Consider the following 26,837-nt stretch of genomic DNA (forward strand, 5'->3'; position numbering starts at 1 on the left):
GGGTCAGCCGGCCTCGACGGGCACCGGCGCCTCGGCCGGGATGCTCGCCCGGGTGACGCGCTTGCGGAAGATCCAGTACGTGAACGCCTGGTAGAGCAGGATCAGCGGCAGGAAGATCGCCGCGACCCAGGTCATCACCGTCAGCGTCGTCTGCGAGCTGGACGCGTTCGCGATCGTCAGGCTGTTCTCCGGGTTCGGCGACGACGGCATCACGTTCGGGAACAGCGCGGCGAACAGCGACACCACCGCCAGCGCGATGGTGACGGCCATGAACGTGAACGACCAGCCCTCCGCCCCGCGCAGGTTCGCGACCCAGGATGCGATCAGCGCCAGGGCGGCGAGCAGGGCCAACACCACGAACACCACCGAGAAGTGAGCGATGGCCGTCCAGAGCAGGAACGTTGCGGCCACCACGATCGCGGCGAGCCCGGACTTCACCGCCAGCTTCCTGGCACGCTCGCGGATCTCGCCGTCCGTCTTGAGCGAGATGAACACGACCCCGTGCGTGAAGAACAGCAGGAGCGTGGTCAGCCCGCCGAGCAGCGCATACGGGTTGAGCAGGTCGAAGAGCGTTCCGGTGTAGTTGTACTGCGCATCCAGTGCGACGCCCTGCACGATGTTCGCGAACGCGACGCCCCAGAGCAGTGCAGGCAGCAGCGAGCCGACGAAGATCATGCCGTCGAACCACTTCTTCCAGCGCGAGTCCGGTCGCTGGTGCCGGTACTCGAACGAGACGCCGCGCACGATCAGCGCGAGCAGGATGAGCAGCAGGGCCAGGTAGAACCCGCTGAACAGGGTGGCGTACCACTCGGGGAACGCCGCGAACAGCGCAGCCCCGCCCACGATCACCCAGGTCTCGTTGAGGTCCCAGACCGGGCCGATGGTGTTGATCATCACGCGGCGGTCGACGTCGTCCTTGCTGAGGAACGGCAGCGCCATCCCGACGCCGAAGTCGAAACCGTCGAGCACGAAGTATCCGACGAAGAAGAACGCGACGATACCGAACCAGAGAATTGCGAGATCCATCAGAGACTCCTAGTAGACCGTCGTGACAGGGACGTGGTTGCCGTCGTCGTCGACGTGCTCCTCCGCGGGAGCAGGACCCTTCTGGGCCGCGCGCTTCATCAGCGAGAACTCGACGACGGCGAGCGTGCCGTAGACCGCGGTGAACGCGATCAGCGAGATCAGCACGGTGAGGCCGGTGACCCCGGGCGACACCCCGTCCTCCGTCTTCATCAGGCTGAACACGATCCAGGGCTGCCTGCCCATCTCGGTGAAGACCCAGCCGACGATCATGGCGAGCATCGAGAGCGGGAACGCCCAGATCGCGGCCTTCCAGACCCACTTGTTGGTGGGCATCCTGCCCTTGCGGGTGAGCCAGAGGCCCACGACCGCGACCAGGACGTGGAGCATCCCGAGGCCGATCATCCAGCGGAACGCCCAGTAGGTGATCCAGATGGTCGGCGTGTAGTCACCGGGGCCGTAGAGCTGCACGTACTGCGCCTGCAGGTCGTTGATGCCCTCGACCGTGCCGTTCAGGGTGTGCGTCGAGAGGAACGACAGCAGATACGGGATGCGGATCGAGAACAGTTCGTGCACCCCGTCCGGGGTGCCGAGGGTGAAGATCGAGAATGACGCGTCCGCGCCGGTGGAGGTCTTGTAGAGCGCTTCCGCCGCCGCCATCTTCATCGGCTGGGTCTGGACCATCGCGAGGCCGAGCTGGTCGCCGCTCAGCACGGTCAGCGCACCGGCGCCCACCATCACCCACAGGCCGAACTTGAGGGCCGGGCGCATCGTGTCGAGGTGCTGGTTCCTCGACAGGTGCCAGGCCGCCACCGTGATGATGAGGCCGGCGGACACCATGAAGCAGGCGAAGATCGTGTGCGGGAAGGCGGCGAGGGCCACCTTGTTGGTCAGCACGGCGCCGATGTCGGTGAGCTCCGCCCTCCCTTTCTCGGCGTTGATGCTGTATCCGACCGGGTTCTGCATGAACGCGTTGGCCGCGATGATGAAGTAGGCCGACAGGATGCTGCCGGCGGCCGTGACCCAGATGGTCGCCAGGTGCAGGCCCCGCGGGAGCTTGTCCCAGCCGAAGATCCAGAGCCCGATGAAGGTCGCCTCCAGGAAGAAGGCGAGCAGGCCTTCCAGCGCGAGCGGTGCGCCGAAGACGTCTCCGACGAAGCGGGAGTAGTTGGACCAGTTCATCCCGAACTGGAACTCTTGCACGATGCCGGTGACGACACCCATCGCGAAGTTGATCAGGAACAGCTTCCCGAAGAAGTGGGTCAGCTGCAGGTAGTGCACCTTCCCCGTGCGGTACCAGGCCGTCTGGAAGATCGCGACGGAGGTGACCAGCCCGATCGTCAAGGGGACGAACAGGAAGTGGTAGATCGTCGTCAGCCCGAACTGCCACCGTGAGAGCAGAAGCGGGTCAAGGAGTTCGTGCACGGGTGTGTCCACCTTCCTCGTCGATTTCTACGCTCTGTAGAACTCAACTTCTACAAAGTGTAGAACATTCTCAGCGTGCCGCGGTACCCTGGATCCGTGGCCAATCTCGGAGAACTGGAACGAGCGATCATGGACGCTCTGTGGAACAGCGGAGCCCCGCTCTCCGCCAACGAACTACGCGACAAGCTAGCGGCATCCAGAACCGACGGCAAGACTCCCGCCCTCACCACCGTGCTCACCGTGCTGTCCCGGCTGGAGCAGAAGGGCTTCGCCGAACGAGACAGGGATGCGCGCCCGCACCTCTACACCGCAGCGGTCTCCCGTGCCGGCCACGTCGCCGACCTGATGCGCGAAGTCCTCGAGACCTCCAGCGACCGCAACGCGGCGCTCGCGTACTTCGTCGGCTCGGTCGACGAGTCGGAGGCGGAGACGCTGCGCCACCTCCTCGACGCCCGCACCTCCTAGCCTCCCGTGCCACCCGTCAACGAGATCGCCGTGCTGCTCGGCGTGCTCGCCGTCGCCCTCGCCTGGCCCGTCCCGGTGCTCCTCGCCCGCGCGAAGTGGCCGGCGTCCGCCCCGGTGCTCGCCCTCGCGCTCTGGCAGTCAATCGCGCTCGCCGGTGGCATCTCGATGATCGGCTCCCTGCTGCTCTACGGGCTGCAGCCGTTCGGGCACGACCTCTGGTCGCGCATCCAGGGTGCGGCCTCGACCGTGTTCTCCGGCCCGCTGCCCGCCGGGGCGTCGCTGCTCAACACCTTCGCCCTGAGCGCAGCCGTCCTCCTCACCGTGCACCTGCTGCTCAACCTCGCACTCACCTCGGCGCGCAGCAGACGCCAGCGCCACCGCCACCGGGAACTCCTCAGCCTGCTCAGCGAACCGCTGCCGGACACACCGAGCACGCGCATCATCGACCACCCGGCCCCCGCGGCGTACTGCCTGCCGGGCGCGAAGAGCGTGACCGTGCTGTCCGAGGGCATGATCGCGCTGCTCACCCCGGAGCAACTGGATGCGGTGGTCGCCCACGAGCACGCCCACCTGCGCCAGAAGCACCACCTGCTGCTCGACGCGTTCCGCTCCTGGAAGCGGGCGCTCCCCTGGTTCCCCATCGCCAACAGGGCTCAGGATGCCGTCGCCCTGCTGATCGAGATGCTGGCCGACGACGCCGCCAGGCCGGCGGCCGGCGACCGGGTGCTCGCCGACGCCATCCGGGTCGTCGACGACACCGGCACGGCCGGAGCTGTGCTCGGCGCGCCCAAGGACAGCCGCACCCCGGAGGAGCGCAGGCACGCCATCGCTGCGCGGGTCGAGCGCCTCGATTCGGCGAACCGGCCCGTGAGCCCCGCGCTCCGGCTGACCGTGGTCGTGCTCACCGCCGCCCTGGTGATCGTGCCGCCCGTCCTGGTGCTCACCAGCTGACACTGCGCGTTCGTTCAGCCCGCGCCCAGTAGCATTTCCCCATGCCGAAGAAGGGGCCGCAGAAGGGCTCGTACGCCAAGGGAATCGCCAAGCGCGAGGAGATCCTCACGACGGCGCTCGACGTCTTCGCCCAGAAGGGCTACCGCGGCGCGTCTCTCCGTGAGATCGCGAGCTCCGTCGGCCTCAGCCAGGCCGGGCTCCTGCACCACTTCTCGTCGAAGGAGGAGCTGTTCGCCGAGGTGCTCCGCAAGCGCGACGAGGTGGACGAGCACGCGCATCCGGAGGGCGGCAGCGTCCGCGGCTTCGACACGCTCGTCGACATCGTGCGCCACAACGCCGACGTGCCCGGCCTCGTCCAGCTGTACGCGACCATCTCCGCGGAGGCGGCGGACGAGGACCACCCCGGCCACGCATACTTCGTCGAGCGCTACGCCATGCTGATCCGCGCCATCGAGGAGCACGTGCGCGCCGAGCAGAGCGCAGACCGCATCGACCCGTCGCTCGACCCGCTGCAGGTGGCGCGCCTGGCCATCGCCGTCGCCGACGGGATGCAGGTGCAGTGGATGCTCGACGACAGCGCGGACATGGCGGCCACCCTCGAGTACTTCTTCACCCTCATCCGGCGCGAGCCCCGGGATGCGCGGACGGCGACGCCGTGAACGAGGCGCTGACCTGGATCCTGGACATCGTCCAGAGCGTCGACCCCGTGCTCCGCACCCTCCTCGCCGGTGTCGGAATCCTGTTGGAGACCTCGATCCTGATCGGCCTGATCGTGCCGGGCGACACCATCGTGCTGGTCGCCAGCACCGCCGTAGCGAGCCCGATCGAGTACTTCGCGCTCGTGGTCGTCGTGATCATCGGAGCGCTGGCCGGGGAGAGCATCGGCTTCGCCCTCGGCCGGTACTTCGGCCCGAAGATCCGGGCGAGCAGACTCGGCCTGAAGCTCGGCCAGAGCAACTGGGACAAGGCGGAGGCCTACCTCGCCAAGCGCGGAGGGATCGCGGTGTTCCTGTCCCGCTTCCTGCCGGTGCTGCACTCCCTCATCCCGCTCACCGTCGGCATGAGCCCGATGCGCTACCGCACCTTCATGGCTTGGACGGCTCCGGCCTGCGTGATCTGGGCGTTCGCCTACGTCTCCGTCGGGTCTGCCGCCGCCGGCAGCTATCGCGAGCTGTCGCAGGAGCTGCACGGCGCCGGCTACGTGTTCGTCGCCATCATCGCCGCCTTCATCGTGCTGGCGTACATCGTCAAGAAGGTGCTGCAGAAGCGCGAGGCCAGGCACATGGACGCCGGACACACGGATGCGGCGGTCCGGGAACCCGAACCGCCGCACCTCGACGAGGCCTAACCCCGCCTGTCGCCTTCCGGCGCTCCTGCTACTTCTTGATGGGGTGGCTGGACAGCCACTCCTTCGCCAGCGCATCCGGCTGGGTCTTGCTCGCGCCCTGGTTCTTGCCGTTGAGGTCGATCAGGTCCTCGGTGGTGAGCTCGGCCGACACCTTGTTCAGCACGTCCTTCACCGTGGAGCTGGCCTTCTTGGAGTTGATCAGCGGCACGATGTTCTGCGCGGCGATCAGGCTCTTCGGGTCTTCCAGCGTGACGAAGCCGTTGTCCTTGATCGCGGGCGTCGTGGTGTAGATGTCCGCCAGCTGCACGTCGCCGTTCTTGAGGGCTGCGACGGTCAGCGGGCCGCCGGAGTCGCTGATCGGCTTGAGCGTGGCGGTCACGCCGTACGCGCTCTTGAGCCCGGGGATGCCGTACGGGCGCTCACCGAACTCGGGGTTGGCACCGACCGTGAGCGGCTCGGTGACCTTGGACAGGTCGGAGAGGCTCTTCACGCCCCACTTCTCCGAGAACTCCTTGGTGACGTTGTACGAGTCCGCGTCCTGCGCCTTGGCCTGGTCGAGCACCTCGAAGCCGGACGGCAGCGCCTTAGAGAGCGCCGCGTACACGTCGTCGCTGGAGGTGTCCGTGCTGGACTTGTCGTAGAACTGCAGCAGGTTGCCGGAGTATTCGGGGATGAGGTCGATCGAGCCGTCCTGCAGCGCCTTCAGGTAGACGTCGCGCTGGCCGATGCTGGGCTTCAGGTTGACCTTCACGCCGTTGGCCTCGAGAGCCTGGCCGTAGATCTGCATGAGGATCTCGGACTCGCCGAACGCGGCGGAGCCGATGGTGACGGTGTCGCCGGACGACGACGACGTGGACGAATTGTCCAGTGCTCCGCCGCCGGACGAGCACGCGCTGAGAGCCAGCAGGGCTCCCGCCGCGAGGACGCCGGCCGCGATGCGGCCTCTCTTCGATGCGAACATGTTCGTTTCTCTCTTTCGGTGGGTGCGTTGGGACTGTGGGATGGAAAAATCAGAGGTTGGTGCCGAGCGGGCGGTTCGGGACGGACGGCCCGAGCGGACGCCAGGGGTCCTTCGTGCGCACATCCTGGACCTTGCCGGCCGCGACGCCGCGGGGCACGACGAGCCGCTGCACGATGGCGAACAGCCCGTCGGTGACGAGGGCGAGCGCGATCACCAGGATCGAGCCGCCGAGCATTTCGTCGTACTTCTGCACGGCCAGCCCGTCGAACAGGTAGCGGCCGAGGCCGCCGACCGGCAGGATCGCGGCGACCGTCCAGGTGGCGACCACCTGCAGCGCAGCAGAACGCAGGCCACCGATGATCAGCGGCAGCGACAGCGGGAGCTCGACCTTGAACAGGATCTGCAGCTCGGTCATCCCCATGCCGCGCGCCGCGTCGATAGTGCGCCTGTCGACGGATTCGAGGCCAGAGTACGCTCCGGCGAGAACAGGAGGGATCGCCAGGATGGTCAGCGCGATCAGCGGGGGGACGATGCTCAGGTTGAGCGTGATCAGCGCCAGGTAGACCACCAGACCGAGGGTCGGGATGGCGCGGAGCGCACCCGAGACGCCGATCGCGAGCCCGCGGAACCGGCCGGTGTGCCCGATGGCGAACCCGATCGGCAGAGCGATCACCGCGGCCAGGATGAGGGTGAGCAGCGAATACCAGACGTGCTCCCCCAGCCGGGCGGCGATCCCGCTCGGCCCTGCCCAGTTCGCGGGATCGAAGACCCAGGCGAATGCCGCGAGGATGTCGGTCATGCGCCGGTCACCGCCTTCAGCGCCGCCCGGCGGGCGGCGCGCTTGGTCGTTCCGAGCCTCGTCCACGGCATCAGCAGCCTGCCGAGCAGTACGAGGGCGAGGTCGAAGACGAGGGCGATCACGATGATGCCGACGATGCCCGTGACGACCTCGGCGTTGTTGTACTGGTTGAGGCCTTGGATGAACATGGTTCCGAGGTTGCTCACTCCGACGAGCGACCCGACGCTCACCAGGCTCACCGTGCTGACCGACACCACCCGCAGCCCGGCGAGGAGCACCGGTCCGGAGAGCGGCAGCTCGACAGCCCAGAATCGGCGCCAGGTGCTGAAGCCGATCGCCGTCGCCGACTGCATGACGTCTCCTGGCACGCTTGCCAGTGCATCAGCGGTCGTGCGCACCATCAGCGCGAGAGCGTAGAGACTGAGCGCGACGACCACGTTCTTCGGATCTAGGATCTTCGTGCCGATCAGCGCCGGCATCGCCACGAACAGCGGAAGCGACGGGATCGCGTAGAGGATGCCGCCGAGGGTCAGCACCAGGCCCCGGGCTCCCCGGTAGCGGTTCGCCACCCAGCCGATCGGCAACGAGACGATGAACCCGATGATGATCGGGAAGACGCTCAGCGTGACGTGAGCGACCGTGAGGTCCCAGACCAGGCCGATGTTCGACCACAGCCAACTCACGACGCTTCCTCACCCTGCGCCGGAGCACCCACGACCTGTGCGGTCGTGGCCTTTGCCTCGGGGAGGGCCGAGCCCTCCGAACGCAGCACACCGGCCGTGCGGCCGTCGCTGTCCACGAGCACGCTGCCCGTCGGGGTCTCCTCGATGTGCAGGGCGCGCTTGCCCCTGTCTGCGCCGACGAACGACGCGACGAACTCGTCGGCGGGGTTGGCCAGGATCTCGGCGGGCGTGCCCTTCTGCGCGACGATGCCGCCCTTCCGGAAGATGACCACCTGCGTGCCGAGCCGGAACGCCTCGTCGATGTCGTGGGTCACGAACACGACGGTCTTGTCCAGCTCCCGCTGCAGGTGGATCAGCTCATTCTGCAGTTCGTCGCGCACGATCGGGTCGACCGCGCCGAACGGCTCGTCCATCAACAGGATGTTCGGGTCGACCGCGAGCCCGCGGGCGACGCCAACGCGCTGCTGCTGGCCGCCGGAGAGCTGGCTGGGGTACTTGTCGGCCAGGGAGCGTTCCAGACCGACCGTGTCCATGAGTTCGAGGGCGCGCTGCCGAGCATCCCGTTTCTTGTCGCCGCGCAGCAGAGGAACGGTTGCGATGTTGTCGACCACCTTCCTGTGCGGCAGCAGCCCGGAGTTCTGCATCACGTAGCCGATGCTGCGGCGCAGCTGCACGGGCTTCAGCGACATCACGTCCTGGCCGTCGATCTCGACGGTGCCGCTGGTGGGGTCGACCATCCGGTTGATCATGCGCAGGATGGTCGTCTTGCCGCTGCCGGACGAACCGACCAGCACCGTGATCTCACGCGACGGGATGACGAGGGAGAAGTCTTCGACAGCGACCGTACCGTCGGGGAACTGCTTCGTTACCGAGCGGAACTCGATCATGTGTGCGGCTCATTCCTCGAAGTTGGCATCGGATCGACACAGGCCTGTCCTTTCAGCCAAACACGATTGAGGCGCTTTGGCAAAGGATTGCGTCGAAATGTGGCGCGGGCGGTCCGGAACAACCGAACCCCCTTTCCGTGTCAGTGGCACTGCACACTCTGTTCGGTGTGGAGGACGTATCGGATGGCAACATGCCACCACCCACTGACATTCCCAACTAGAGGAGGTGTTGCGAACTACTCAGGCCTTGTCGCCGTAGCGCTTCTCGAGGTACTCGCGGGCGACGACCCTGGCCTCGGCGATGAAGCGCTCGTCACCGGCGGGGTCGAGCACGAAGGCCCTGTTGATGAGGGAGTCCATCATCTCCACCACGACTTCGAGGTGGAAGGTGAGCTCGTCGCCGGCCGGGAGGCCGAACTCGTCGGAGAGGATCTCGGCGAAGCGGTGGGCGAAGAAGTCGTCGTCCTGGCCCTGCTCGTCCTCAGGCGCTCCCGAGCGCTCCGCGTCGGTGAAGCGGATGATGCGGAAGCCGGGCTCTGCGCGGAACATGCCGACGAACGCGTCGATCGCGCACTCGACGGCCATCCACCAGTGCTCGGGCTCTTGCGCCCTGATGCCCTGCACGACCGCCTGGCGGTAGCGCACCACAGCGCGGTCGCGCAGCGCCTGGAGCAGCACGATGCGGTCCGGGAAGTAGCGGTAGACGGTTCCGATGGATGCGCCGGCCCGCTCGGCCACCATCGCGGTGGTGAGGCGGTCGAAACCGATCTCGTCCACCACCTCCGCAGCGGCATCGAGCAGCGCGTCGATGCGTGCTGCGCTCCGCTCCTGGATGGGTTCGGTTCGCACCAGTGGTGCTCCGGATGTGTTCTGACCGGCCACGAGGTCGTTGATGGGCACGAGGGCTACTCCTTTTTTTCCTGCAGATCAACAATACGTCTGTCGGGTCCCCAGCCCCACGGCGTTCAGTACCGTGATAATCGGATCATATTCGGGGAAACCTCATTTATGCCGGGGAATTCGCTCCGACTCGCCGCATACTGCATCCCCAGATCTGGGGGATGCGCACACGGGTGTCCAGCGTCCATGAGAAACTAGTCAGATATGCCCGCCACCCCTGACAAACGCGGCGCGAGCGTCGAGCCCATCATGCATCGCGCGGCGCGCATCGAGGATGCGTTCCACGATTTCCGCGCCCGCCGCGCCCGCAAGCGCGGATATCTGGCGACCGTCGTGCCGTACGCGGGCTACGGAGCTCCGACCTGGGCGCGCATCCTGGGCAGGGTGGTTCTCGCCAAGGAGCCGAAGCCGGGCAGCAGGGCGGAGCGCAAGCACCGCAAGCGCGAGGAGAGCATCCGGGGCTGGCGGTCGTTCACCAGCGTCCCCGTCTCCGACACCCCGGTCACCATCGAGATCGAGGGCGACCGGCACACGGTGATGCCTGACCGCGGCGGCGTGATCGACACGGTCATCCCCGTGCAGCTCACGCCCGGCTGGCACACGGTCAGGATGTTCACCGAGCAGTCGACGCGCGTGTTCGAGGCCCCGGTCTTCATCGTCGACCCGAAGGCGACCTTCGGCATCATCTCCGACGTGGACGACACCGTCATGGTCACGGCGCTCCCCCGCCCGCTGCTCGCCGCCTGGAACACCTTCGTGCTCGACGAGCACGCCCGCGTCGCCACGCCCGGCATGTCCGTGCTGCTCGAACGGCTGGCGGCCACGCATCCCGGCACGCCGGTGATCTACCTGTCGACGGGGGCGTGGAACGTCGCTCCGACGCTCACCCGCTTCCTCTCCCGCAACCTGTTCCCGGCCGGTCCCCTGCTGCTGACCGACTGGGGACCGACGCACGACCGCTGGTTCCGCAGCGGGCGCGAGCACAAGCGCGTCAGCCTGGAACGGCTGGCCCATGAGTTCCCCGGCCTCAAGTGGCTGCTGATCGGCGACGACGGCCAGCATGACGAGATCCTGTACGGCGAGTTCACGACCGCGCACCCGGACAGCGTCACCGCCGTCGCGATCCGGCAGCTGTCCAACAGCGAGGCGGTCCTCGCCGGTGGCCGGTCGAAGGCCGAGAAGCACACCGAGCTGAGTGGCGCGCCGTGGGTGTACGCACCGGACGGCGCCGGACTCAGCGAGCAGCTCAACGACCTCGGGCTGCTGCACTAGTCAGGCCTTCCGTGGCTGCGCCTGGCGTGTCGGCGGTGTCCGGGATACTGGGGCCATGACAGCACGCCGCGCCGACCTGCTCAGGATGCGCAGACGCGCGCAACTGCTTGATCCTCCCGCAGCGGGCGATCCGACCGCCGTCGTGCACCGGATGCTCGCAGTCCAGGCACAGGACTTCGGCGCCGCGTGCTGGGCGCTCGGCGCCCGCAGCCCGGGCAGCACGCGCGACGACGTGCTCGCCGCGCTCGACGCCGGCAGCATCATCCGGTCCTGGCCGATGCGCGGCACGCTCCACTTCGTCCCTCCCGCCGACCTGCGCTGGATGCTCGGGGTCACGACCACGCGCATGGTCGCCGGTCTCACGGCCAGACACCGGCAGCTGGAGCTCGAGTCCGCCGACTTCGTCCGTGCGCGCGACATCGTGACCGACGCCCTCGCGGGCGGAGGACGCATCGGCAGAGCGGAGCTGATGGCGCTGTGGGAGGCGAACGGCATCGCGACGGCCGGGCAGCGCGGCTATCACCTCATCTACTTCCTGGCCCAGACCGGCGTGCTCTGCTGGGGCCCGACGCACAAGACGCAGCAGGCGCTCGTGCTGCTGGACGAGTGGGCGCCGCCCGCCACAGCCAGGCAGCTGGAGCCGGACGAGGCCCTCGGCGAGTTCCTGCTGCAGTATCTGCTCGGGCACGGCCCGGCGACCGTCAAAGACTTCGTCTGGTGGACCAAGGGCACGATGGCGGGCGCCAAGACAGCCATCGCGGTGCTCGGTGACCGCATCGGCCGGCTGGAGGTGGACGGCGTCGAGTACCTGGTCGCGGCGGAGCACGCGGACGGCGGGGAGCACGCGGAACACGCGAACGAAAGACGCGGCGCATCCCGTGCCGCCGTCGACCTGCTGCCCGCGTTCGACGAATACCTGCTCGGCTACCAGGACAGGTCGCCGGTGATCGACGACGCGCACTTCACCGTGGTCGTGCCGGGCAAGAACGGGGTGTTCGCGCCCATCCTGGTCTCCAAAGGACGGGTGGCCGGCACGTGGAGGCGCACGACGGCATCCACGTCGGTGGCCGTCGAGCCGCTGCCGTTCGGGCGGCTGACCGCGGCCGAGCGCGCCGGCGTGAAGCGCGCGGCGACGGCGTACGGGCGCTTCCTCGGCCTGCCAGCGACGGTCACCGCGGAGGGCTGACGCCGGTAGCCTGGGATCGTGGCTCCACGACTTCCCGCCAGCATCCGCATCCCTGCCAACATCAGGACAGCGAGCAGGGTTCCCTTCCTGCAGGTGGCGAAGACCGCGGTCGCCATGATCCTGTCGTGGGTGATCGCGAGTCTGCTGCTCCCCGGCGAGCTTCCCGTGTTCGCGACGATCGCGGCGCTGCTGGTCGTGCAGCCGAGCGTGAACCAGTCGGTCGGCAAGGCCATCGAGCGCAGCATCGGCGTGATCGTCGGGGTGCTGATCGCGTACGGCATCGGCCTCGCGTTCGGCACCAACAGCTGGATCGTGCTGGTGGCGGTCGTCGTGTCGATCATCCTGGCCTGGGCGCTGAAGCTCACGCCGGGCACCGCCAACCAGGTGCCGATCACCGCGATGCTCGTGCTCGCGGTCGGCGCGTCCAACCCGGAGTACGCCCTCGCGCGCATCGTGGAGACGATCATCGGCGCCGTCATCGGCGTGATCATCAACATCGCGATCGTGCCCCCTGTGCAGTGGGAGCCCGCTCACCGCGCCATCCTGGGGCTCGGCTCCGAACTGGCGGCGACCCTCGACCGGCTGGCGACCGCGCTCACCACCCCGCAGACCCCGTCGCAGCTGAACGCGCTGCTCATCGAGGCGCGGCTGCTGCGCCCGATGGAGAAGAAGGCGGACGCCGCCGTCGCCCAGGCGGAGGACAGCCTCACCCTCAATCCACGACAGGGCAAGCACCGGGTGGCCCTCGACCACGACCTCGAGCTGTTCGCCCGGTTCCGGCCGATCATCACGCGCGCGCTCGGCATGACGCGCGCCTACCGCGATCACTACGACGACACGCTCGCGGGCGAGCCCACCATCCAGGCCATCGCGGAGGAGCTGCGGAGGTCGGCGCACGACCTGCGGCTGCTCGCCCGCGATCCGGATGCGCCGGTCGTCGAACCCGGCACGGAGACCGCAGGGCTGCCCGTGCTCACCGCTCCCCTCGTCATCGCGACGCCCGACCCGCGCCACTGGGTGCTGCTCGGCTCGCTGATGGAAGACCTGCGCCGCGTGCACGACGAGATCACCGGGGAAGAGACCGCCTGATCGGCGAGTGTGGCCGTAGCATGGCCGCATGTCCGCTGACAGCAGCCCTCCTCGAGGCTCGGCGGCCGAGGTGGCCGACACCGACGACGCCCCGGTCTCCACCAGAAGACTCGAAGCGTTCACCGACGGCGTCTTCGCCATCGCGGCGACGCTGCTGGTCCTCGACCTCGACGTCACGAAGCTCGGCGACATCCACACGGATGCGCAACTCTGGGCCGCCCTCGGCGATCAGTCGTTCGGGTTCGTCAGCCTCATCATCAGCTTCCTGCTGCTGGCGACGCTGTGGCGCATCCACGTCTGGCAGTTCGAGTACGTGGTCAAGGTGGACCCGCGCGCCACGCTCCTCAACACGGTGCGGCTGCTCGGCGTCGTGCTGATCCCGTTCACCACGAGCCTGGCCAGCGAGTACAACGGCTTCGTCGCCGGGCGCATCCTGCTGCCCATCAACTTCCTGTTCGTGATCGGTCTCACGGCGCTGCACTGGTTCTATCTCACGTCGCCGAAGCGCTCACTGGTCGCCGGCCTCTCCCCCGCCGCTGTGCACTCGACGAGAGCTGGCACCATCGTCGCCCTGGTCCTGGCGGCATTGACGGTCGCGCTCGCGCCGTGGTTCGGCTCGCTCGCCTTCCTGGTGCAGTTCCTCAACCCGGTGTTCGACCGCTTCCGTGCTGCGAGGCCGCCCGGTGTGCGGAAGCGGCACCACTGATGTGGCGTCATTGACCCGGCACCATTGACCCGAAACGACGACAGGGACCCCGCCGAAGCGGAGTCCCTGTCTGTACGGTGTCGCGGCGCTTACGCGTCGGCGAGGACCGCCTGGAGCTCGAGCGTGATGGTGACCTGCTCGCCGAGGAGCACGCCGCCGGTCTCGAGGGCCGCGTTGTAGGTGAGGCCGAAGTCCTCGCGGTTGATCGTGGCCTTGGCGGTCGCGCCGGCCTTGTAGTTGCCGTACGGGTCCTGGCCGAAGCCGCCGAAGTCGAAGTCGAAGGTGACCGGCTTGGTGACGCCCTTGATGGTGAGGTTTCCGTCGACGAGGAAGTCGCCACCCTCGTGGCGGACGCCGGTGGACACGAAGTCGATGGTCGGGAACTCGTCCGCGAGGAAGAAGTCACCGGTGCGCAGGTGCGCGTCGCGGTTCTTGTCCTTGGTGTTGACAGAGGCGACGTCGGCCTTGGCGGTCACGGTGGACTCGAGCGGGTTCTCCGCCGTGACGAAGGTGGCGTCGAAGTTCTCGAAGACGCCCTTGACCTTGCTGATCATGAGGTGACGGATGCTGAAGCCGACCTCCGAGTGAGCGGGGTCGATGGTCCAGGTGCCTGCCTTGTATCCGGGGATGTCGATGGTCATTCGTTGATCTCCTTGAAGTTTGTCTGCGGCGCTCCGCACGCCGTACAGGTACATGCAAGCGTATGGACCGTTCCGCTATTCCGGAAATCCGAAAAAAAGTTGACGCGTCACTCTTTTACCGCGAGCGAGCGCCGCAGTTCCAGGAGTTTCCTGGCATCCGCATCGATCTGGGCGGCTGGGATGCGGCCGGAACCGACGGCCGCCACGACGGCATCCACCAGCGCATCCGGGTCGAGGCCGGCCGCCGCTGGATCGGCGGGGAGCACGTAGAGCAGCATCGTGTTGCCGGCGGCAAGCGCCTGGATCGCGTTCTCCCGCTGGTCGGCGTACTGCGCGAGGCCGGAGTCCTGGAGCATCCGCATGTCGTCGGTGATCGTCACCCCTCGATAGCCCAGCCGGTCGCTCAGGATGCGGTGCCAGGGCGCGGAGAGCGACGCGGGAGCCGCATCCACCGCGCTGTAGACGAGATGGCCGAACATGACCAGCTCGGCCCCCGCCGTGATCCCTGCGGCGAAGGGTGGAGCATCCCTGGTCTGCCAGTCGGCGACGCTGAGGCCGGTGGCCGGGATGCTCGTGTGCGAGTCCGCCTCCGTCTCGCCGTGCCCAGGGAAGTGCTTGAGCGTGCTGTAGACCTGGCCGCGCTCCCCGGTCACCGACGCCGAGACGCGCTCGGCGGCCGCGGCGGGCGTCGTGCCGAGCACGCGGTCGAAGATGAACGAGCCGGGGTCGGCCGTCGTGTCGGCGACCGTGCCGAAGTTGACCGTGACGCCCGCCTGCTTCAGCAGGGCGCCGCGCTGGGCGAACGCCGTCTGGGTCGCCGCCGGCGGCTCGGACTTCAGCGCGTCGGCGCCGGGCAGCGAATCCCAGGGCAGCCGGGTGACGTCTCCACCCTCCTCGTCGATCGCCACCAGCGGGGGCAGCTCCGGATCGGAGGCCGTCATCGTCGCGTTCTGGGCGGCCAGGGCGGCCGGGCTCGCCGGGATGTTGTCGCCCATCAGGATCATGCCGCCGACGCCGTACCGGTCGACGAAGCCGCGCAGAGCGGACCCGTCCGTGCCGGGCTGGTGCAGCATCAGGAGGCTCGCGACCTTCTGCCGGAGCGTCATGTTCGCCAGCCGCGCCCGCGCGTACGCGGCCACCGGATCGGCGGTGGCTGTCGGCGACGGCGTGGCCGTGGAGCTGTGTGCGGCGGACGCTGTGCGACCCGCTGCTCCGGATGGCGCGCCGGTCGCGCATCCCGTGACGGCGACGGCGGCCGCGACCGTCAGCGCAAGCGCTGCCGTCCGGGTTCCTCGTCGACTCCTCACCTCTCGATGGTAGTCGCGCAGCGGGGCGGCCGCCGGTCGGCCGCCGGTCAGCCCTTCACGGCGCCGCCTAGTCCCGCCGAGCGCAGGAACAGCCCCTGGAACACCAGGAACAGCACGATCGGGATCAGCGTGGAGATCGCCAGCGCCGCGAGGTACACGTCCAGCTGGATCGCCGCCTGCAACGTCGGCAGGCGCACGGACAGCGGCTGGATGGCCGGATCGCGCAGCACGAGCAATGGCCAGAGGTAGTCTTTCCATGCCGCGATGATCGCGAACACGGACACCACACCGAGGATCGGCTTCGACATCGGCAGCACGATCGACCAGAACAACCGGAACGGTCCGGCGCCGTCCGTCCGCGCCGCCTCGAACACCTCGCGAGGCAGGTTGTCGAAGAACCGCTTGATCAGCACCACATTGAACGCGCTCGCGCCCGCCGGCAGCCACACCGCCCAGAACGTGTTGATCAGCGACTGGCCGAGCAGCGGCGGGTTCAGGATGGTGAGGTACAGCGGGACGAGCAGCACCACCGACGGCACGAACAGGGTGCCGAGGATCAGTCCGTAGAGCACCTTGCCGTACTTCGGCCGGAGCACGCTCAGCGCGTATCCGGCCGTCGTCGCCACCACGATCTGCATCACCCAGGAGCCGAGCGCCACCCAGATCGTGTTCATGAACTGCACGTCGATGTGCACCGTCGACCACGCGGTGGAGATGTTGGCCCAGTCGACGCCGTTCGGGAACAGCGCCATCGGGGTCCTGAGCGTGTCCTGCGTCGGCGTGATCGCCGACTTCGCGAGCCAGAGCAGCGGCCCGAGCCCGACGACGATCAGCAGCAGCAACAGCACTAGATGGGTGATGCGCGTCCCCCACCGGATGCCCGGCTTGCGCCAGTCGGACGGCGACAGGATGCCGCGGTCCCCCGCAGCGTCACCGCATCGCGCCTGGCCCCGTCGCCCCTGGCCGCGCCTGCCGCGGCCACCGCGCCCGCGACGCCCTCCGCCTCTCCGGCCGCCCTGCTGCAGCCCGGCGTCGTCGAGTTCGTCGGTCATGACGTTCATGACCTCCGGCGTGAAATCGGTCGAGGTGGTCAATTCTGGCTCCAAGACTTGGTGAGGCGGAAGTACACGAGCGAGAGCACGGCGAGGAACGCGGCGAGCATCAGACTGAGGGCGGTCGCCGCCCCGTAGTCGCCGCCCAGCGAGTTCTGGAACGCGTAGCGGTAGATGAGCAGCAGTACGGTCACGGTCGAGTTGACCGGGCCGCCGCCGGTGAACAGGTACGGCTCCAGGAACACCTGCGCCGTGCCGATGATCTGCAGGATGAGGGTGATCAGCAGGATGCTCCTCAGCTGCGGCATCGTTACGTGCCAGATCTTCTGCCAGATGTTCGCGCCGTCCACTTCGGCGGCGTCGTAGAGTTCCGGCGCGACGCCGGTGATCGCCGCCAGGTAGATGATGATGGTGCCGCCGGCGGCCGCCCAGGTCGCCTCGACCACCAGCGACGGCATCGCCTGGGTCGCATCCTGGATCCAGGGCTGCGGCGGGATGCCCACCCAGCCGAGGATCGTGTTGAACACGCCGGTCGGGCTCGCGTCGTAGAAGAACTTCCACAGCAGCACGGCCACCACCGGCGGCACGACCACTGGCAGATACGCCAGGGCGCTGTAGAGCCCTTTCGCGCGCTTGACCTCGCTCATCAGCACGGCGGCAATCAGCGGGATCGGGTAGCCCAGGAGGAGCGCGAGAAACGCGAACCAGGCCGTGTTGCCGATCGCGGTCCAGAACAGCGGGTCGTTGACGACCTGCACGAAGTTGTCCCAGCCGACGAAGGTGGGGGCGGAGACCAGATTGGTGTGCTGGAAGCTCATCACCACGCTGCGCACGATCGGCCACCAGGAGAAGACGCCGAAGATGACGATCATCGGCAGCAGGAAGAGGAGGTTGCTGAGGCCTCCTCCGCGCAGCCAGGTGATCGGGGTGCGCCGCGCCACGCGGCGCGCTGTCGGTCGCTGGCGGTCGATCGCTGTCATGGGGTCGGTGCTTTCTGTCGGTGTCGGTCGGCGGGCTGCACGGTCGGCGGGACGCGTGCTGCGTCCCGCCGACCGGCCTGGTGCACTACTTGTCGGCGTCGACCAGTTTCTGGATGTCGGAGTCGACCTTGGTCAGCAGCTGATCGATGTTCGCGTTCTTGTCGGTCAGCACGGCCTGGACGACCGCATCCAGTGCTCCGTAGAGCTCCTGGGTGTGCTTGTTCGGCTCCGGCACGAGGTTCGCGTCGAAGATCTTGTCGGTGAACGGCGCGACGTTCTCCAGCGGGATGTTCACCTCCGGCTTGATCCACGACATCGTCTGGTCGTACGTGGCCTTGTCGAACACCGGCAGCGTCGGGACGCCGACCGGCTGGTTCGACTTCGCGAGCACCTTCGCGTCCGCGACGGCCTGGTCCTCGTTGAGCAGCTTCTGCATGTAGTAGAAGTCGATCCACTTCACGGCAGCCGTCTTCTGCGCCTCGTTCGACTTGGGGCTGACCGCCGCGACGTTGCCGCCGACCAGCACACCGGCATCCTTGTTGCTCGCGTCGATCGGCAGCATGGTGAGCCCGTAGTTCTTCGGGTCGACGTTGTTCTGCTGCACCAGCGCGGTGAGCACGTCGGAGCCGGACGGGTACATGGCGATCTGCCCGGCACCGAACGCCTGGTTGATGCCGCTCCAGTCGAGCAGGAAGTTGCTGCCGACCGAGTTGTCCTCCCAGCGCAGGTCGTGCAGGAACTGCAGAGCGTCCTTGGTGACCGGGTTGTTGGTGGTGACCTTCGTCTTCCCGCCGTCGGTGGTCTCCATCCGGCCGCCGCGCGCGTACGTCGTGGTGGTCAGCTCCCAGCCGCCGGTGTTGCCCTGCGTCATCTGCATGTATCCGGCGACTCCAGGCACCTTCTCGGAGATGGTCTTCGCGTCCTTGCGGACCTCGTCCCACGTCGTCGGGGGCTTGTCCGGGTCGAGCCCGGCCTTCTGGAAGATCTCCCTGTTGTACGAGAGGCCCATCGCGTACGGACCGTACGGGATGCCGTAGATCTTGTCGCCGCTCTTCGCCACGGCGAGCACGTTCTCGTTGAACTTGCCCGCGTAGGAGAGAGCCGAGACTTCTTTGGTGATGTCGGCGAGCTGGCCGGCCTGCAGCAGGGACTGCGAGTCGGTGAACGGCACGTTGAAGACGTCGGGGAGGGTGCCGCCGGCGAGCTGGGTCGAGAACGTCGGCCCGGTCCACTGGTACTCCTCCGACTTGACCACGATGTTCGGGTTCGCCTTCTCGAACTCCTTCACGCGGTCGTCGAACGCCTTGAACGCGGCCTTGTCGCTGCCGGGGATGAGACTGGCAACGGTGATGTGCACCTTCCCGTCGCTCGAATCGCCGCTGCCGGAGCCTGAGCATCCTGCGAGCAGGCCGACCCCGGCGATCGTGATCGCTGCGAGTGCTGCGATCGTTCGTGGTGACCTCATTGTCGGTTCCTTTCGGTGGTGTGGTGTGATGCGGTGTGGTGCGGGGATGGAAGCTGCGTGCGCAGCCAGGCTGTGGAGTCCGGGGGCAGCAGACCGTCGACGAGCGGGTCGCTGCTGAGCAGGATGGCGGTGTGTTCCGGCAGAGCCACCGCGTCGGTGGAGAGGTTGGTGACGCTGACGAACTGGTCGCCGCGGGAGAACGCCAGGGTGCCGGGAGGGCCGTCGATCCAGCGCAGGGGTCCGTCGCCGAGCCCGGGCTCCGACCGCCGCAGCCGCAGGGCGTTGCGGTACAGCCACAGCATCGAGCTGGCGTCGGACTGCTGGGCCTCGACGGTCAGGCCCGCCCACGCCTCCGGCTGCGGCAGCCACGGTTCGGCGGACGCCTCACGCGGACTGAATCCGAACGGTGGATGCACGCCCCGCCACGGCAGAGGAACGCGGCAGCCGTCGCGGCCGGGATCCACCCCGCCGGAACGGAAGTGCATCGGGTCTTCGAGCCGGTCCGCCGGCAGGTCCTCGACCTCCGGGAGGCCGAGCTCGTCGCCCTGGTAGAGGTACAGCGAGCCGGGCAGTGCGGCGGTCAGCAGGGCGGCGGCACGGGCACGGCGACGGCCGAGCGCCAGATCCGTCGGCGTGCCGACGCGCTTCTTCGCGAACGCGAACGACGAGTCTGCCCGGCCGTAGCGGGTGACCGGCCGCGTCACGTCGTGGTTCGACAGCACCCAGGTGCTCGGCGCATCCACGGGGGCGTGTGCGGCGAGCGTCTGGTCGATGGATGCGCGGAGCTCGCGCGCATCCCAGGGCCTCGCCAGGAAGTCGAAGTTGAACGCTGTGTGCAGCTCGTCCGGCCGCAGGTACATCGCGAACCGGTCGATCTCGGGCAGCCAGATCTCGCCGACCAGCACGCGGGTGCCCGGGTAGGAATCCGCGATGGCGCGCCAGCCCCGGTAGATGTCGTGCAGCTCGTCCCTGTCCTGGTTGGGGTGCTCCCCCGGCCCCGGATGCTCGGGCACCTCCGGCAAGCTCTCGTCCTTCACGAGCAGCGCGGCCGAGTCGATGCGGACACCCGCGACGCCCCTGTCGAACCAGAACCGCAGGATCGCCTCGTGCTCGGCACGCACATCCGGATGGTTCCAGTTGAGGTCGGGCTGCTGCGGCGTGAACAGGTGCAGGTACCACTCGCCCGGCGTGCCGTCCGGGTTGGTGGTGCGGGTCCAGGTCTCCCCGGAGAAGTTGGACACCCAGCCGGTGGGGAGCTCGTCGCCGTTCTCGCCGCGGCCGGGGCGGAACCAGAAGCGTTCGCGCTCCGGAGAGCCTGGACCGGCGGCCAGCGCGGCCTGGAACCACGGGTGCTGGTCGGAGATGTGGTTGGGGACGACGTCGACGATCGTGCGGATCCCGAGGGTGAGCGCCTCCTGGATCAGCGTCTCCGCCTCCGCCAGGTCGCCGAACGCCGGGTTGATGGTGCGGTAGTCGGCCACGTCGTAGCCGCCGTCGGCGAGCGGCGACTCGTACCAGGGCGTGAACCAGATCGCGTCGACCCCGAGGTCGCGCAGGTAGCCGAGGTGCTTCCTGACACCGGCGAGGTCTCCGATGCCGTCTCCGTTGCCGTCGGCGAAGCTGCGGAGGTAGATCTGGTAGATCACCGCGCTGCGCCACCAGAGCGGGTCGGCCGTGGACGGCGAGAGCGCTGGCGCGGCGGGGCCTGCGGCCTGCTCGGCGGCGTCGGCGGTCTCTACGGCGTCAGCAGCGGCGGCGTCTGCAGCATCAGCGGTGGGGGCGGTGGGCTGCGCGCTCAGCACGGGGAGGTCCACGGATGTGCCCTTCGGTCGGGCGACCTCCCGCGGTGCGGCGCGCACCGATCATCCGTGGCGCGTCCGCGCCGCTCAGGTCGGCGGTTCGGTCGTCGCGATGACGTGTCCGAACTGCCGGCTCCGTCGTCGTGGAGCCGAATGTAGCGTTAATGACAGTTCACTGCAAGAACGCGACACTGAGTAATTCGTTTGCGCACATTTGCATTGAATTGCACAACAATTACGCGTGTTGAGCCGGTCCCGTCGACCCTCGGACCACCAGTTCCGGTTCGAAGAACAGCTCGTCCGAGATGGCGGAGTCGCTGGAGATCTGCCGCAGCAGCAGCTCGATCACGGTGCGCCCCATCGGCTCGATCGGCTGCCGGACCGTGGTCAGCGGCGGCTCCGTGCAGTTCATCAGCGCCGAGTCGTCGTAGCCGACGATCGACACGTCCGCCGGCACGGAGAGGCCGGCGCGCCGCACCGCCCTGATCGCGCCGAGCGCCATCGGGTCGCTGGCGCAGACGATCGCCGTCACCCCGGCCTTGAGCAGCCGCGCCGCCCCGGCCTGACCGGCCTCCAGCGAGTAGAGCGAGTGCACGATCAGATCATCGTCGAGCTCGGCTCCCCAGCCCGCCACGATCCGCCGGGCGGCGGCGAGCTTCCGCTGTGACGGCACGTGATCGCGCGGCCCGAGCAGCAGCCCGATGCGCTCGTGCCCGAGCGAGCGGAGATGCCCGAGCGCCTGCGCCGTCGCGACTGTGTCGTCGCAGGACACCGTGGCGAACGGGAGGTCGTCGACCGGCGCGTTGACCAGCACCGTCGGCAGATTGAGGTCGGTGAGCCTGGCGTAGTGCTCGTGCGACGCATCCTGCTGCGCGTACGCCCCGCCGACGAAGACCACGCCGGACACCTGCTGCTGCAAAAGCAGCTCCACGTAGTCCGCCTCGGAGATGCCTCCGGCCGTCTGGGTGCAGAGCACCGGCGTGTATCCGTTCTGCGCGAGAGCGCCGCCGATCACCTCCGCGAAGGCGGGGAAGATCGGGTTCTGCAGCTCGGGGAGCACGAGCCCCACCAGCCGGGCACGCTCTCCGCGCAGCTTGGTCGGGCGTTCGTACCCCAGCACATCCAGTGCCGTGAGAACCGCCTGTCTCGTCGCCTCGGACACCCCTGGTTTCTCGTTCAGGACGCGGCTGACCGTCGCTTCACTGACCCCGACCTTGCGAGCGACCTCGGCGAGACGTTTCGACATGCGCTCAGCATACGCAATTCCTTGCAAGACAGCGCAAGTCTTTTGCAAGCCCTCCGGACGGCCTAGCATGGCGGCCATGACGAATGCGACGGCGGCGAACAAGGTCACGGCGCTGCTGCTCGCCAGCCACCCGGGTCCGACCGTGGTTGTCACCGTCGTCGCGACCGTGCTCGGCGCGAGTCTGGGCTATCCGCCCGGCCGCCTGGCGGTGCTGGCGCTCGCGATCCTGCTCGGCCAGTTGTCCATCGGCTGGTCGAACGACTGGCTCGACGCAGCACGGGATGCGCAGGTCGAGCGGGCGGACAAGCCGGCCGCCCGCGGCGCGATCGGCGTCGGCACCGTGCGCACGGCGGCCTTCGTAGCCCTGGTCGCTGCCGTCCCGGTCACCCTCGTGCTCGGCCCGTTCGCCGCCGTCGCGCACGTGGTCGCCATCGCGGGCGGCTGGGCGTACAACCTCGGCCTCAAAGCCACGGCCGTTTCGTTTCTGCCGTTCGCGGTGAGCTTCGGCATCCTGCCCGCCATCGTCACGCTCGGACTCGAGCCGCCGCGACTCGCGGCCGCCTGGGTGGTCGCCGCCGGCGCACTGCTCGGTGTCGCCGCGCACGTCACGAATGTGCTGCCGGACCTCGCCGACGACGACCGCACGGGCATCCGGGGCCTGCCGCACCGGATGGGGGTCGTGCCGAGCGGGCTGCTCGCCTTCGCCTGCCTCGCCGCGGCCAGCGTGCTGATCGCGTTCGGGCCGGGCTGGCCTCCGCGCATCCCGTTGCTGATCGGGCTTGCCATCGGCGTGGTCATCGCGGTGACCGGGGTCGTCCTGCTGCTGCGCCGCTCGCCGACGCGGCTGCTCATGCAGCTCATCATGGGCTGCGCCGTGGTCGACGTGGTGATGCTCGCCTTCGCCGGTCAGTCGACCGCGGTCTGAACCTTCTCCGCTGCCGGTTCGTGGTTGCGGATGCCGACCGCTGAGACGATGCCGCCGACCAGCATCAGCCCGGCGGCGACGATCATCGCCCTGTCGAGTCCCGCCCGGTCGAGCGTGCCTCCCACGATGAGGCCGATCATGGCCACCGTCACCAGCCCGGCGATGCGCGACACGGCGTTGTTCACCGCGGAGCCGATGCCCGCCTGGGCCGGGTGGATGGCGCCGAGGATCGCGCTGGTGAGCGGGGCGACCGTGATCGAGAGGCCGACGCCGAAGAGCAGGACGGCAGGCAGGAGGTTGGTCCAGAAATTGACGTCCTCCCCCATCATCAGCAACCAGAGGAACCCGCAGCCGGCGATCACCGGCCCGATGGCCATGAACAGCCGGGGGCCGTACTTGCCCGCGAGACCGCCGAACACCCCGGACAGCAGCAGCATGCACAGCGTCGACGGGATGAACACGAACCCGGCCTCCGTCGCCCCGAACCCGGCGACCTGCTGCAGATAGAGCGTGACGGTCAGCGGCGCGAAGGCGAGCGCGCCGTAGACCAGCGCCGTCGCGATGTTGCCGACCCAGAAGTTGTGCACCCGGAACAGCCCGAGCGGCAGCATCGGCTGCTTGGCCCTGGTCTGCCAGAAGAAGAACGCCGCGAGCGACAGGATGCCGACGATGAGCGGGAGGAAGACGCGCGGGCTTCCCCAGCCGTACACGCCCTGCTCGATCAGCGCGAACACGGTTCCCGCCAGCCCGAGGGAGCCGAGCACGGCGCCCAGGATGTCGACGCGGCCGCCCGTCCCGTGGTCCTGCTTCAGCCCGATCATCATGGCGAGCGTGATGCCGATGGGGATGACGTTGATCACGAACACCCAGCGCCAGGAGAGCGTGTCGACGAACACGCCGCCGAGCACGGGGCCCGCGATCATGGCAACGCCCGTCCAGGCCGTCCAGCGGCCGATCGCCTTCGCCTGCGCCGCGCCGGAGAACGTCGAGATGATCAGCGCGAGCGAGCTCGGAACCAGGAGCGCGCCGGAGACACCCTGCAGGGCCCGTGCGATCACCAGGAACACGCCGGTCGGCGCGAACGCGCAGAGCAGCGACGTCACGCCGAACCCGATCAGGCCCGCGTACAGCACGCGCTTGCGGCCGAACACGTCCGACAGCGACCCGGCGATCAGGATGAGCGACCCGAGCGTCACGAGGTAGCCGTCGACCACCCACTGCTGCAGCGGCAGCCCGCCGCCCAGCTCCTTGTCGATGGCGGGCAACGCCACGTTGATCACCGCACCGTCGAGGAAGGCGACGAAACTGGCGAGGATCGCGATGACGAGCACCCGGAGTTGCGACGAAGACATGCGCTCGGTGGTCATGTTCTCAGTAAACGGGGAGCGAGCCGTAATGGCAACCGCAGACGCCTCCCAGCGTGCCGCGGGTGCGCGCAGGGCGTAGCCTGACCCTGAAATGTCCGACGAGCCGCGCCCTGTCTCCGCGCGCTCCGGGCCCGCAGCGACCCGGATCGCCGTCATCACCCGTGTCTCCTGGCTGCTCGTCCTGGGGCTCACCGCCGTCTTCCATTTCCTCAGAGGCGTTCCGGTGGATGCGTGGATCTTCCTCGGCGGCGCGGTGGTCATCGCGCTCGACGCGCTGGGCTGGCTGCACATCCCGGTGCGCGCGCTGCCCGACGGGCAGACGCTCTCGCGCCGCGTCATCGCGTTCAGCCTGATCGGCGTCGCCGCGCTCACCTTCGCGTTCGCCCCGCTCTACGGCGGCGCAGACACCGCACTCGTGGTGGGCCTCGGGGTGCTGCTGTTCCCGGTGGTGTGGGCGGACCGGCCCAGCGCATCCGGAGCAGTGGATGCGGACGGCAGGCCGCAGAGCCAGGACGCGGCACCGGAGGCGCGCGCCGCGATCCGCCGCGCCGCCATCGCCTGGTCGGCGGTGATCGTCGCCGGCTGCGCGTGGGAGATCGCCGCGTTCTTCCTCGGCCGCTCCTCCCCTGCGGCCGAGAATGCGTTCCCTGCGCTGTCCGACCTGGTCGACCCGGCCGTCGCCTGGCCGCCCGCCCGCGCTGCGCTCGTCGTGCTCTGGCTCGCCGGCGGATACGCCCTGCTCAGGAGAGGACGGCGATGAGAGAGGTCACCATCGCGGGCTTCCTGCTGTGCGGCGCCGTCATGGCGCTGCTCGTGGTTCGGTCGCACCGCGACCCGCTGCGGCTGGCGCCGTTCTCCGCCCTACTGGATGTGGTGCTCGCCGACCGCGCGGCCCGGTTCACCATCCTGCTGTTCTGGTGGTGGCTCGGCTGGCACTTCCTGGCGTCTCCGCCGTCGCCGTGAGGTGGGCGACCCGCTAGTTGTTCCCCTTCGTACACGTCGCCTGGGCCGCCGTCTGCCCGGTGATGCTGCTCGGCAACTCGACCGGACCGGAGGTCGCGGGCGCGCCGGGAGTGGCGGGCGCCGACGCATCCGGTGCGGTCGGGTCGGGCGTCGTCGGGGTGGTCGGCTCGGGCGTGCCCGGCGCCGTCGGGTCTTCCGCCGCACGGCCGATGCTGCCGGTGAGCTTCACCGGCTGGTCGTTGACGAGGGCCGTGTTGATGGCGGAGGCCGCGTTGTCGTCGACGATCACCCTGTTCACATCGTCCGGATCGGTGATCGCCGGGTACTGCAGGAACACCATGTTGTCGAGCCCGGTGTCTTTGAGGGCGAGGGCGATCTCGACGAGCGTCGTCGGGTTGGTGAGCGTGTCGGACGGCGTGATGTTCTCGACCGCCGCCTTCGCCAGCCCGTACAGCTGCACCGGATTGCTGAGGACGCCGCCGGAGACGACCTTTCTGGCCAGGGCGGAGAGGAAGACCTGCTGGTTGCTGATGCGACCGAGGTCGCTGCCGTCTCCCACCCCGTGCCTGCTGCGCAGGAATGAGAGCGCCACGTCGCCGACGAGGGTGTTCTCACCGGCGGGGAGGTCGAGTGGCGGGTTGGTGTAGTCGTCGGTGACCGGGGTCGCGAGGCAGACGCTCACGCCGCCGATCGCATTCGACATCGCACTCACGCCGTTGAAGTTGATCACGGCGCCGAACGGGATGTCGATGCCTGTCATCTGCTCAACGGTCAGCACCACGCAGCCCAGCCCGCCGCGCGACAGCGCCGTGTTGAACATCGCGCTGCTCGAACCGTCGATGGTGCCGCCGCCGTTGGGGGCCGGGCAGTCCGGAATCTTCACCATCAGGTCGCGGGGGAAGCTCACTACCATCGCGCTCTTGTGGTCCTGGGCGATGTGCAGCAGCATCGTCACATCGTTGTTGCCTTCCCCGGTGCTCGCGTCCTGCTCCTCCGCCGAGTCGTAGACCCCGCCCAGGTTGCTGCGGCTGTCCGTGCCGGTGAGAAGCAGATTCACGCCGCCCTGGATCGCCCCGACGTTCGGGATCGCCTGCTTGGTGTGCCCCGGCAGTGCGGGCAGGGCGACGCCCGTCTTCACCGAGCGGGCGACATCCCACACGGCGAACGCGGCCACCGAGCCGATGCTCACGACCACGACAGCCACCGCCGCGGCGAGGATGCGCATGACCGTGCCGACGGCGCGGCGGCGGGGCAGACGGCCGTGCCGAACGGCGGTCGGCCCCTGTGCGCGCTGGTGCCGGCGCGGGAGGTCGGTCATCGAAGGTCCTTCGGAGGGTCGGGCGAAAGAAGGGATGACGGAATCCTAGCTACAAGTCCTCGCGATGACCTTGGAGGCT

At 68.5% G+C, this 26,837-nt stretch carries 27 protein-coding genes; 11 read left to right on the forward strand and 16 right to left on the reverse strand.

Going from position 1 to position 26,837, the window contains the following annotated elements; all coding sequences use genetic code 11:
* Positions 1–3 precede the first annotated feature (3 nt).
* Together cydB and AC1ROC_RS03195 are read right to left on the reverse strand one after the other, a co-directional pair.
* A complete protein-coding gene (gene cydB / locus AC1ROC_RS03190; RefSeq protein WP_492998061.1) occupies positions 4–1,026 on the reverse strand; it encodes a cytochrome d ubiquinol oxidase subunit II in 1,023 nt (340 codons plus the stop codon).
* A 9-nt stretch (positions 1,027–1,035) separates the two neighbouring features.
* Positions 1,036–2,448 carry a cytochrome ubiquinol oxidase subunit I gene (locus tag AC1ROC_RS03195; protein WP_168689378.1) on the reverse strand — a complete coding sequence of 471 codons (1,413 nt, stop codon included), beginning with the start codon at positions 2,446–2,448 and terminating at the stop codon, positions 1,036–1,038.
* A gap of 96 nt (positions 2,449–2,544) precedes the next feature.
* On the opposite strand from AC1ROC_RS03195, the gene AC1ROC_RS03200 reads away from it, so the two are divergent.
* Genes AC1ROC_RS03200 through AC1ROC_RS03215 form a run of 4 tightly spaced genes read left to right on the forward strand, consistent with a single transcriptional unit; the run spans position 2,545 to position 5,212 of the window.
* A complete protein-coding gene (locus tag AC1ROC_RS03200; RefSeq protein WP_085368425.1) occupies positions 2,545–2,913 on the forward strand; it encodes a BlaI/MecI/CopY family transcriptional regulator in 369 nt (122 codons plus the stop codon).
* Positions 2,914–2,919: 6 nt separating this feature from the next.
* Positions 2,920–3,864 (forward strand): M56 family metallopeptidase, encoded by a 945-nt coding sequence (locus AC1ROC_RS03205; RefSeq protein ID WP_434948514.1) that lies wholly within the window; start codon positions 2,920–2,922, stop codon positions 3,862–3,864.
* A 41-nt stretch (positions 3,865–3,905) separates the two neighbouring features.
* Positions 3,906–4,523 (forward strand): TetR/AcrR family transcriptional regulator, encoded by a 618-nt coding sequence (locus AC1ROC_RS03210; protein WP_085368427.1) that lies wholly within the window; start codon positions 3,906–3,908, stop codon positions 4,521–4,523.
* A complete protein-coding gene (locus AC1ROC_RS03215) occupies positions 4,520–5,212 on the forward strand; it encodes a DedA family protein (protein WP_085368428.1) in 693 nt (230 codons plus the stop codon). Before AC1ROC_RS03210 ends, AC1ROC_RS03215 begins: the two co-directional genes overlap by 4 nt.
* Positions 5,213–5,240: 28 nt before the next feature.
* Here the strand turns inward: AC1ROC_RS03215 and AC1ROC_RS03220 are convergent, their stop codons facing one another.
* The 5 genes from AC1ROC_RS03220 to AC1ROC_RS03240 form a co-directional block, all read right to left on the reverse strand.
* Positions 5,241–6,173 carry an ABC transporter substrate-binding protein gene (locus AC1ROC_RS03220; protein ID WP_168689375.1) on the reverse strand — a complete coding sequence of 311 codons (933 nt, stop codon included), beginning with the start codon at positions 6,171–6,173 and terminating at the stop codon, positions 5,241–5,243.
* A 49-nt stretch (positions 6,174–6,222) separates the two neighbouring features.
* Positions 6,223–6,972: an ABC transporter permease gene (locus AC1ROC_RS03225; RefSeq protein WP_168689374.1), complete on the reverse strand. Its 750-nt coding sequence runs from the start codon at positions 6,970–6,972 to the stop codon at positions 6,223–6,225.
* Positions 6,969–7,655: an ABC transporter permease gene (locus AC1ROC_RS03230; RefSeq protein WP_168689373.1), complete on the reverse strand. Its 687-nt coding sequence runs from the start codon at positions 7,653–7,655 to the stop codon at positions 6,969–6,971. The genes AC1ROC_RS03225 and AC1ROC_RS03230 overlap by 4 nt, the downstream gene beginning before the upstream one ends.
* Positions 7,652–8,542, reverse strand: a complete 891-nt coding sequence (locus AC1ROC_RS03235; protein WP_434948511.1) for an ABC transporter ATP-binding protein — start codon at positions 8,540–8,542, stop codon at positions 7,652–7,654. The genes AC1ROC_RS03230 and AC1ROC_RS03235 overlap by 4 nt, the downstream gene beginning before the upstream one ends.
* A gap of 240 nt (positions 8,543–8,782) precedes the next feature.
* Positions 8,783–9,442, reverse strand: a complete 660-nt coding sequence (locus AC1ROC_RS03240; protein ID WP_492998067.1) for a TetR/AcrR family transcriptional regulator — start codon at positions 9,440–9,442, stop codon at positions 8,783–8,785.
* A 204-nt stretch (positions 9,443–9,646) separates the two neighbouring features.
* Here AC1ROC_RS03240 and AC1ROC_RS03245 point away from each other — a divergent pair, with 204 nt between their 5' ends.
* From AC1ROC_RS03245 to AC1ROC_RS03260, 4 genes are read left to right on the forward strand one after another with little or no spacing between them, the layout of a single operon-like run.
* The gene (locus tag AC1ROC_RS03245; RefSeq protein WP_085368436.1) at positions 9,647–10,714 is read left to right on the forward strand and encodes an App1 family protein phosphatidate phosphatase; all 1,068 of its coding nucleotides are present in this window, start codon (positions 9,647–9,649) and stop codon (positions 10,712–10,714) included.
* Between the two features lie 55 nt (positions 10,715–10,769).
* The gene (locus AC1ROC_RS03250) at positions 10,770–11,900 is read left to right on the forward strand and encodes a winged helix DNA-binding domain-containing protein (RefSeq protein WP_492998069.1); all 1,131 of its coding nucleotides are present in this window, start codon (positions 10,770–10,772) and stop codon (positions 11,898–11,900) included.
* A gap of 18 nt (positions 11,901–11,918) precedes the next feature.
* Positions 11,919–12,989: an FUSC family protein gene (locus AC1ROC_RS03255; protein WP_247597388.1), complete on the forward strand. Its 1,071-nt coding sequence runs from the start codon at positions 11,919–11,921 to the stop codon at positions 12,987–12,989.
* Between the two features lie 28 nt (positions 12,990–13,017).
* On the forward strand, positions 13,018–13,695 hold the full coding sequence (locus AC1ROC_RS03260; protein WP_168689369.1) for a TMEM175 family protein: 678 nt from the start codon (positions 13,018–13,020) through the stop codon (positions 13,693–13,695).
* Between the two features lie 89 nt (positions 13,696–13,784).
* On the opposite strand, the gene AC1ROC_RS03265 is transcribed toward AC1ROC_RS03260, so the two are convergent.
* The 7 genes from AC1ROC_RS03265 to AC1ROC_RS03295 all read right to left on the reverse strand — a co-directional run bounded on the left by AC1ROC_RS03265 (position 13,785) and on the right by AC1ROC_RS03295 (position 22,185).
* A complete protein-coding gene (locus tag AC1ROC_RS03265; RefSeq protein WP_085368439.1) occupies positions 13,785–14,336 on the reverse strand; it encodes a YceI family protein in 552 nt (183 codons plus the stop codon).
* A 107-nt stretch (positions 14,337–14,443) separates the two neighbouring features.
* Positions 14,444–15,643 carry a glycoside hydrolase family 3 N-terminal domain-containing protein gene (locus AC1ROC_RS03270; RefSeq protein ID WP_168689368.1) on the reverse strand — a complete coding sequence of 400 codons (1,200 nt, stop codon included), beginning with the start codon at positions 15,641–15,643 and terminating at the stop codon, positions 14,444–14,446.
* 47 nt (positions 15,644–15,690) lie between these two features.
* Complete coding sequence (locus tag AC1ROC_RS03275) at positions 15,691–16,737, reverse strand: carbohydrate ABC transporter permease (protein ID WP_247597387.1); 1,047 nt, start codon at positions 16,735–16,737, stop codon at positions 15,691–15,693.
* The gene (locus AC1ROC_RS03280) at positions 16,734–17,675 is read right to left on the reverse strand and encodes a carbohydrate ABC transporter permease (RefSeq protein ID WP_247597386.1); all 942 of its coding nucleotides are present in this window, start codon (positions 17,673–17,675) and stop codon (positions 16,734–16,736) included. Before AC1ROC_RS03280 ends, AC1ROC_RS03275 begins: the two co-directional genes overlap by 4 nt.
* Before the next feature lie 85 nt (positions 17,676–17,760).
* Positions 17,761–19,140, reverse strand: a complete 1,380-nt coding sequence (locus AC1ROC_RS03285) for an extracellular solute-binding protein (RefSeq protein ID WP_492998073.1) — start codon at positions 19,138–19,140, stop codon at positions 17,761–17,763.
* Entirely contained in the window at positions 19,137–20,786 is a 1,650-nt protein-coding gene (locus AC1ROC_RS03290; RefSeq protein WP_492998912.1) for a glycoside hydrolase family 13 protein, read from the reverse strand. The genes AC1ROC_RS03285 and AC1ROC_RS03290 overlap by 4 nt, the downstream gene beginning before the upstream one ends.
* A gap of 388 nt (positions 20,787–21,174) precedes the next feature.
* Positions 21,175–22,185, reverse strand: a complete 1,011-nt coding sequence (locus AC1ROC_RS03295) for a LacI family DNA-binding transcriptional regulator (RefSeq protein ID WP_168689366.1) — start codon at positions 22,183–22,185, stop codon at positions 21,175–21,177.
* Between the two features lie 76 nt (positions 22,186–22,261).
* Between AC1ROC_RS03295 and AC1ROC_RS03300 the strand changes: the two genes are divergently transcribed.
* The gene (locus AC1ROC_RS03300) at positions 22,262–23,110 is read left to right on the forward strand and encodes a UbiA family prenyltransferase (RefSeq protein WP_492998075.1); all 849 of its coding nucleotides are present in this window, start codon (positions 22,262–22,264) and stop codon (positions 23,108–23,110) included.
* Here AC1ROC_RS03300 and AC1ROC_RS03305 read toward each other — a convergent pair.
* A complete protein-coding gene (locus tag AC1ROC_RS03305; RefSeq protein WP_434948500.1) occupies positions 23,092–24,477 on the reverse strand; it encodes an MFS transporter in 1,386 nt (461 codons plus the stop codon). The genes AC1ROC_RS03300 and AC1ROC_RS03305 overlap by 19 nt on opposite strands.
* Positions 24,478–24,568: 91 nt before the next feature.
* Here AC1ROC_RS03305 and AC1ROC_RS03310 point away from each other — a divergent pair, with 91 nt between their 5' ends.
* Both AC1ROC_RS03310 and AC1ROC_RS03315 read left to right on the forward strand, forming a co-directional pair.
* The gene (locus AC1ROC_RS03310; protein WP_492998077.1) at positions 24,569–25,237 is read left to right on the forward strand and encodes a hypothetical protein; all 669 of its coding nucleotides are present in this window, start codon (positions 24,569–24,571) and stop codon (positions 25,235–25,237) included.
* On the forward strand, positions 25,234–25,440 hold the full coding sequence (locus AC1ROC_RS03315) for a DUF6186 family protein (RefSeq protein ID WP_434948498.1): 207 nt from the start codon (positions 25,234–25,236) through the stop codon (positions 25,438–25,440). Before AC1ROC_RS03310 ends, AC1ROC_RS03315 begins: the two co-directional genes overlap by 4 nt.
* Positions 25,441–25,453: 13 nt before the next feature.
* On the opposite strand, the gene AC1ROC_RS03320 is transcribed toward AC1ROC_RS03315, so the two are convergent.
* Positions 25,454–26,758: an LCP family protein gene (locus tag AC1ROC_RS03320; protein WP_492998079.1), complete on the reverse strand. Its 1,305-nt coding sequence runs from the start codon at positions 26,756–26,758 to the stop codon at positions 25,454–25,456.
* Positions 26,759–26,837: the final 79 nt, after the last annotated feature.

Source organism: Leifsonia sp. GW821-FHT13C05 (assembly GCF_058806515.1).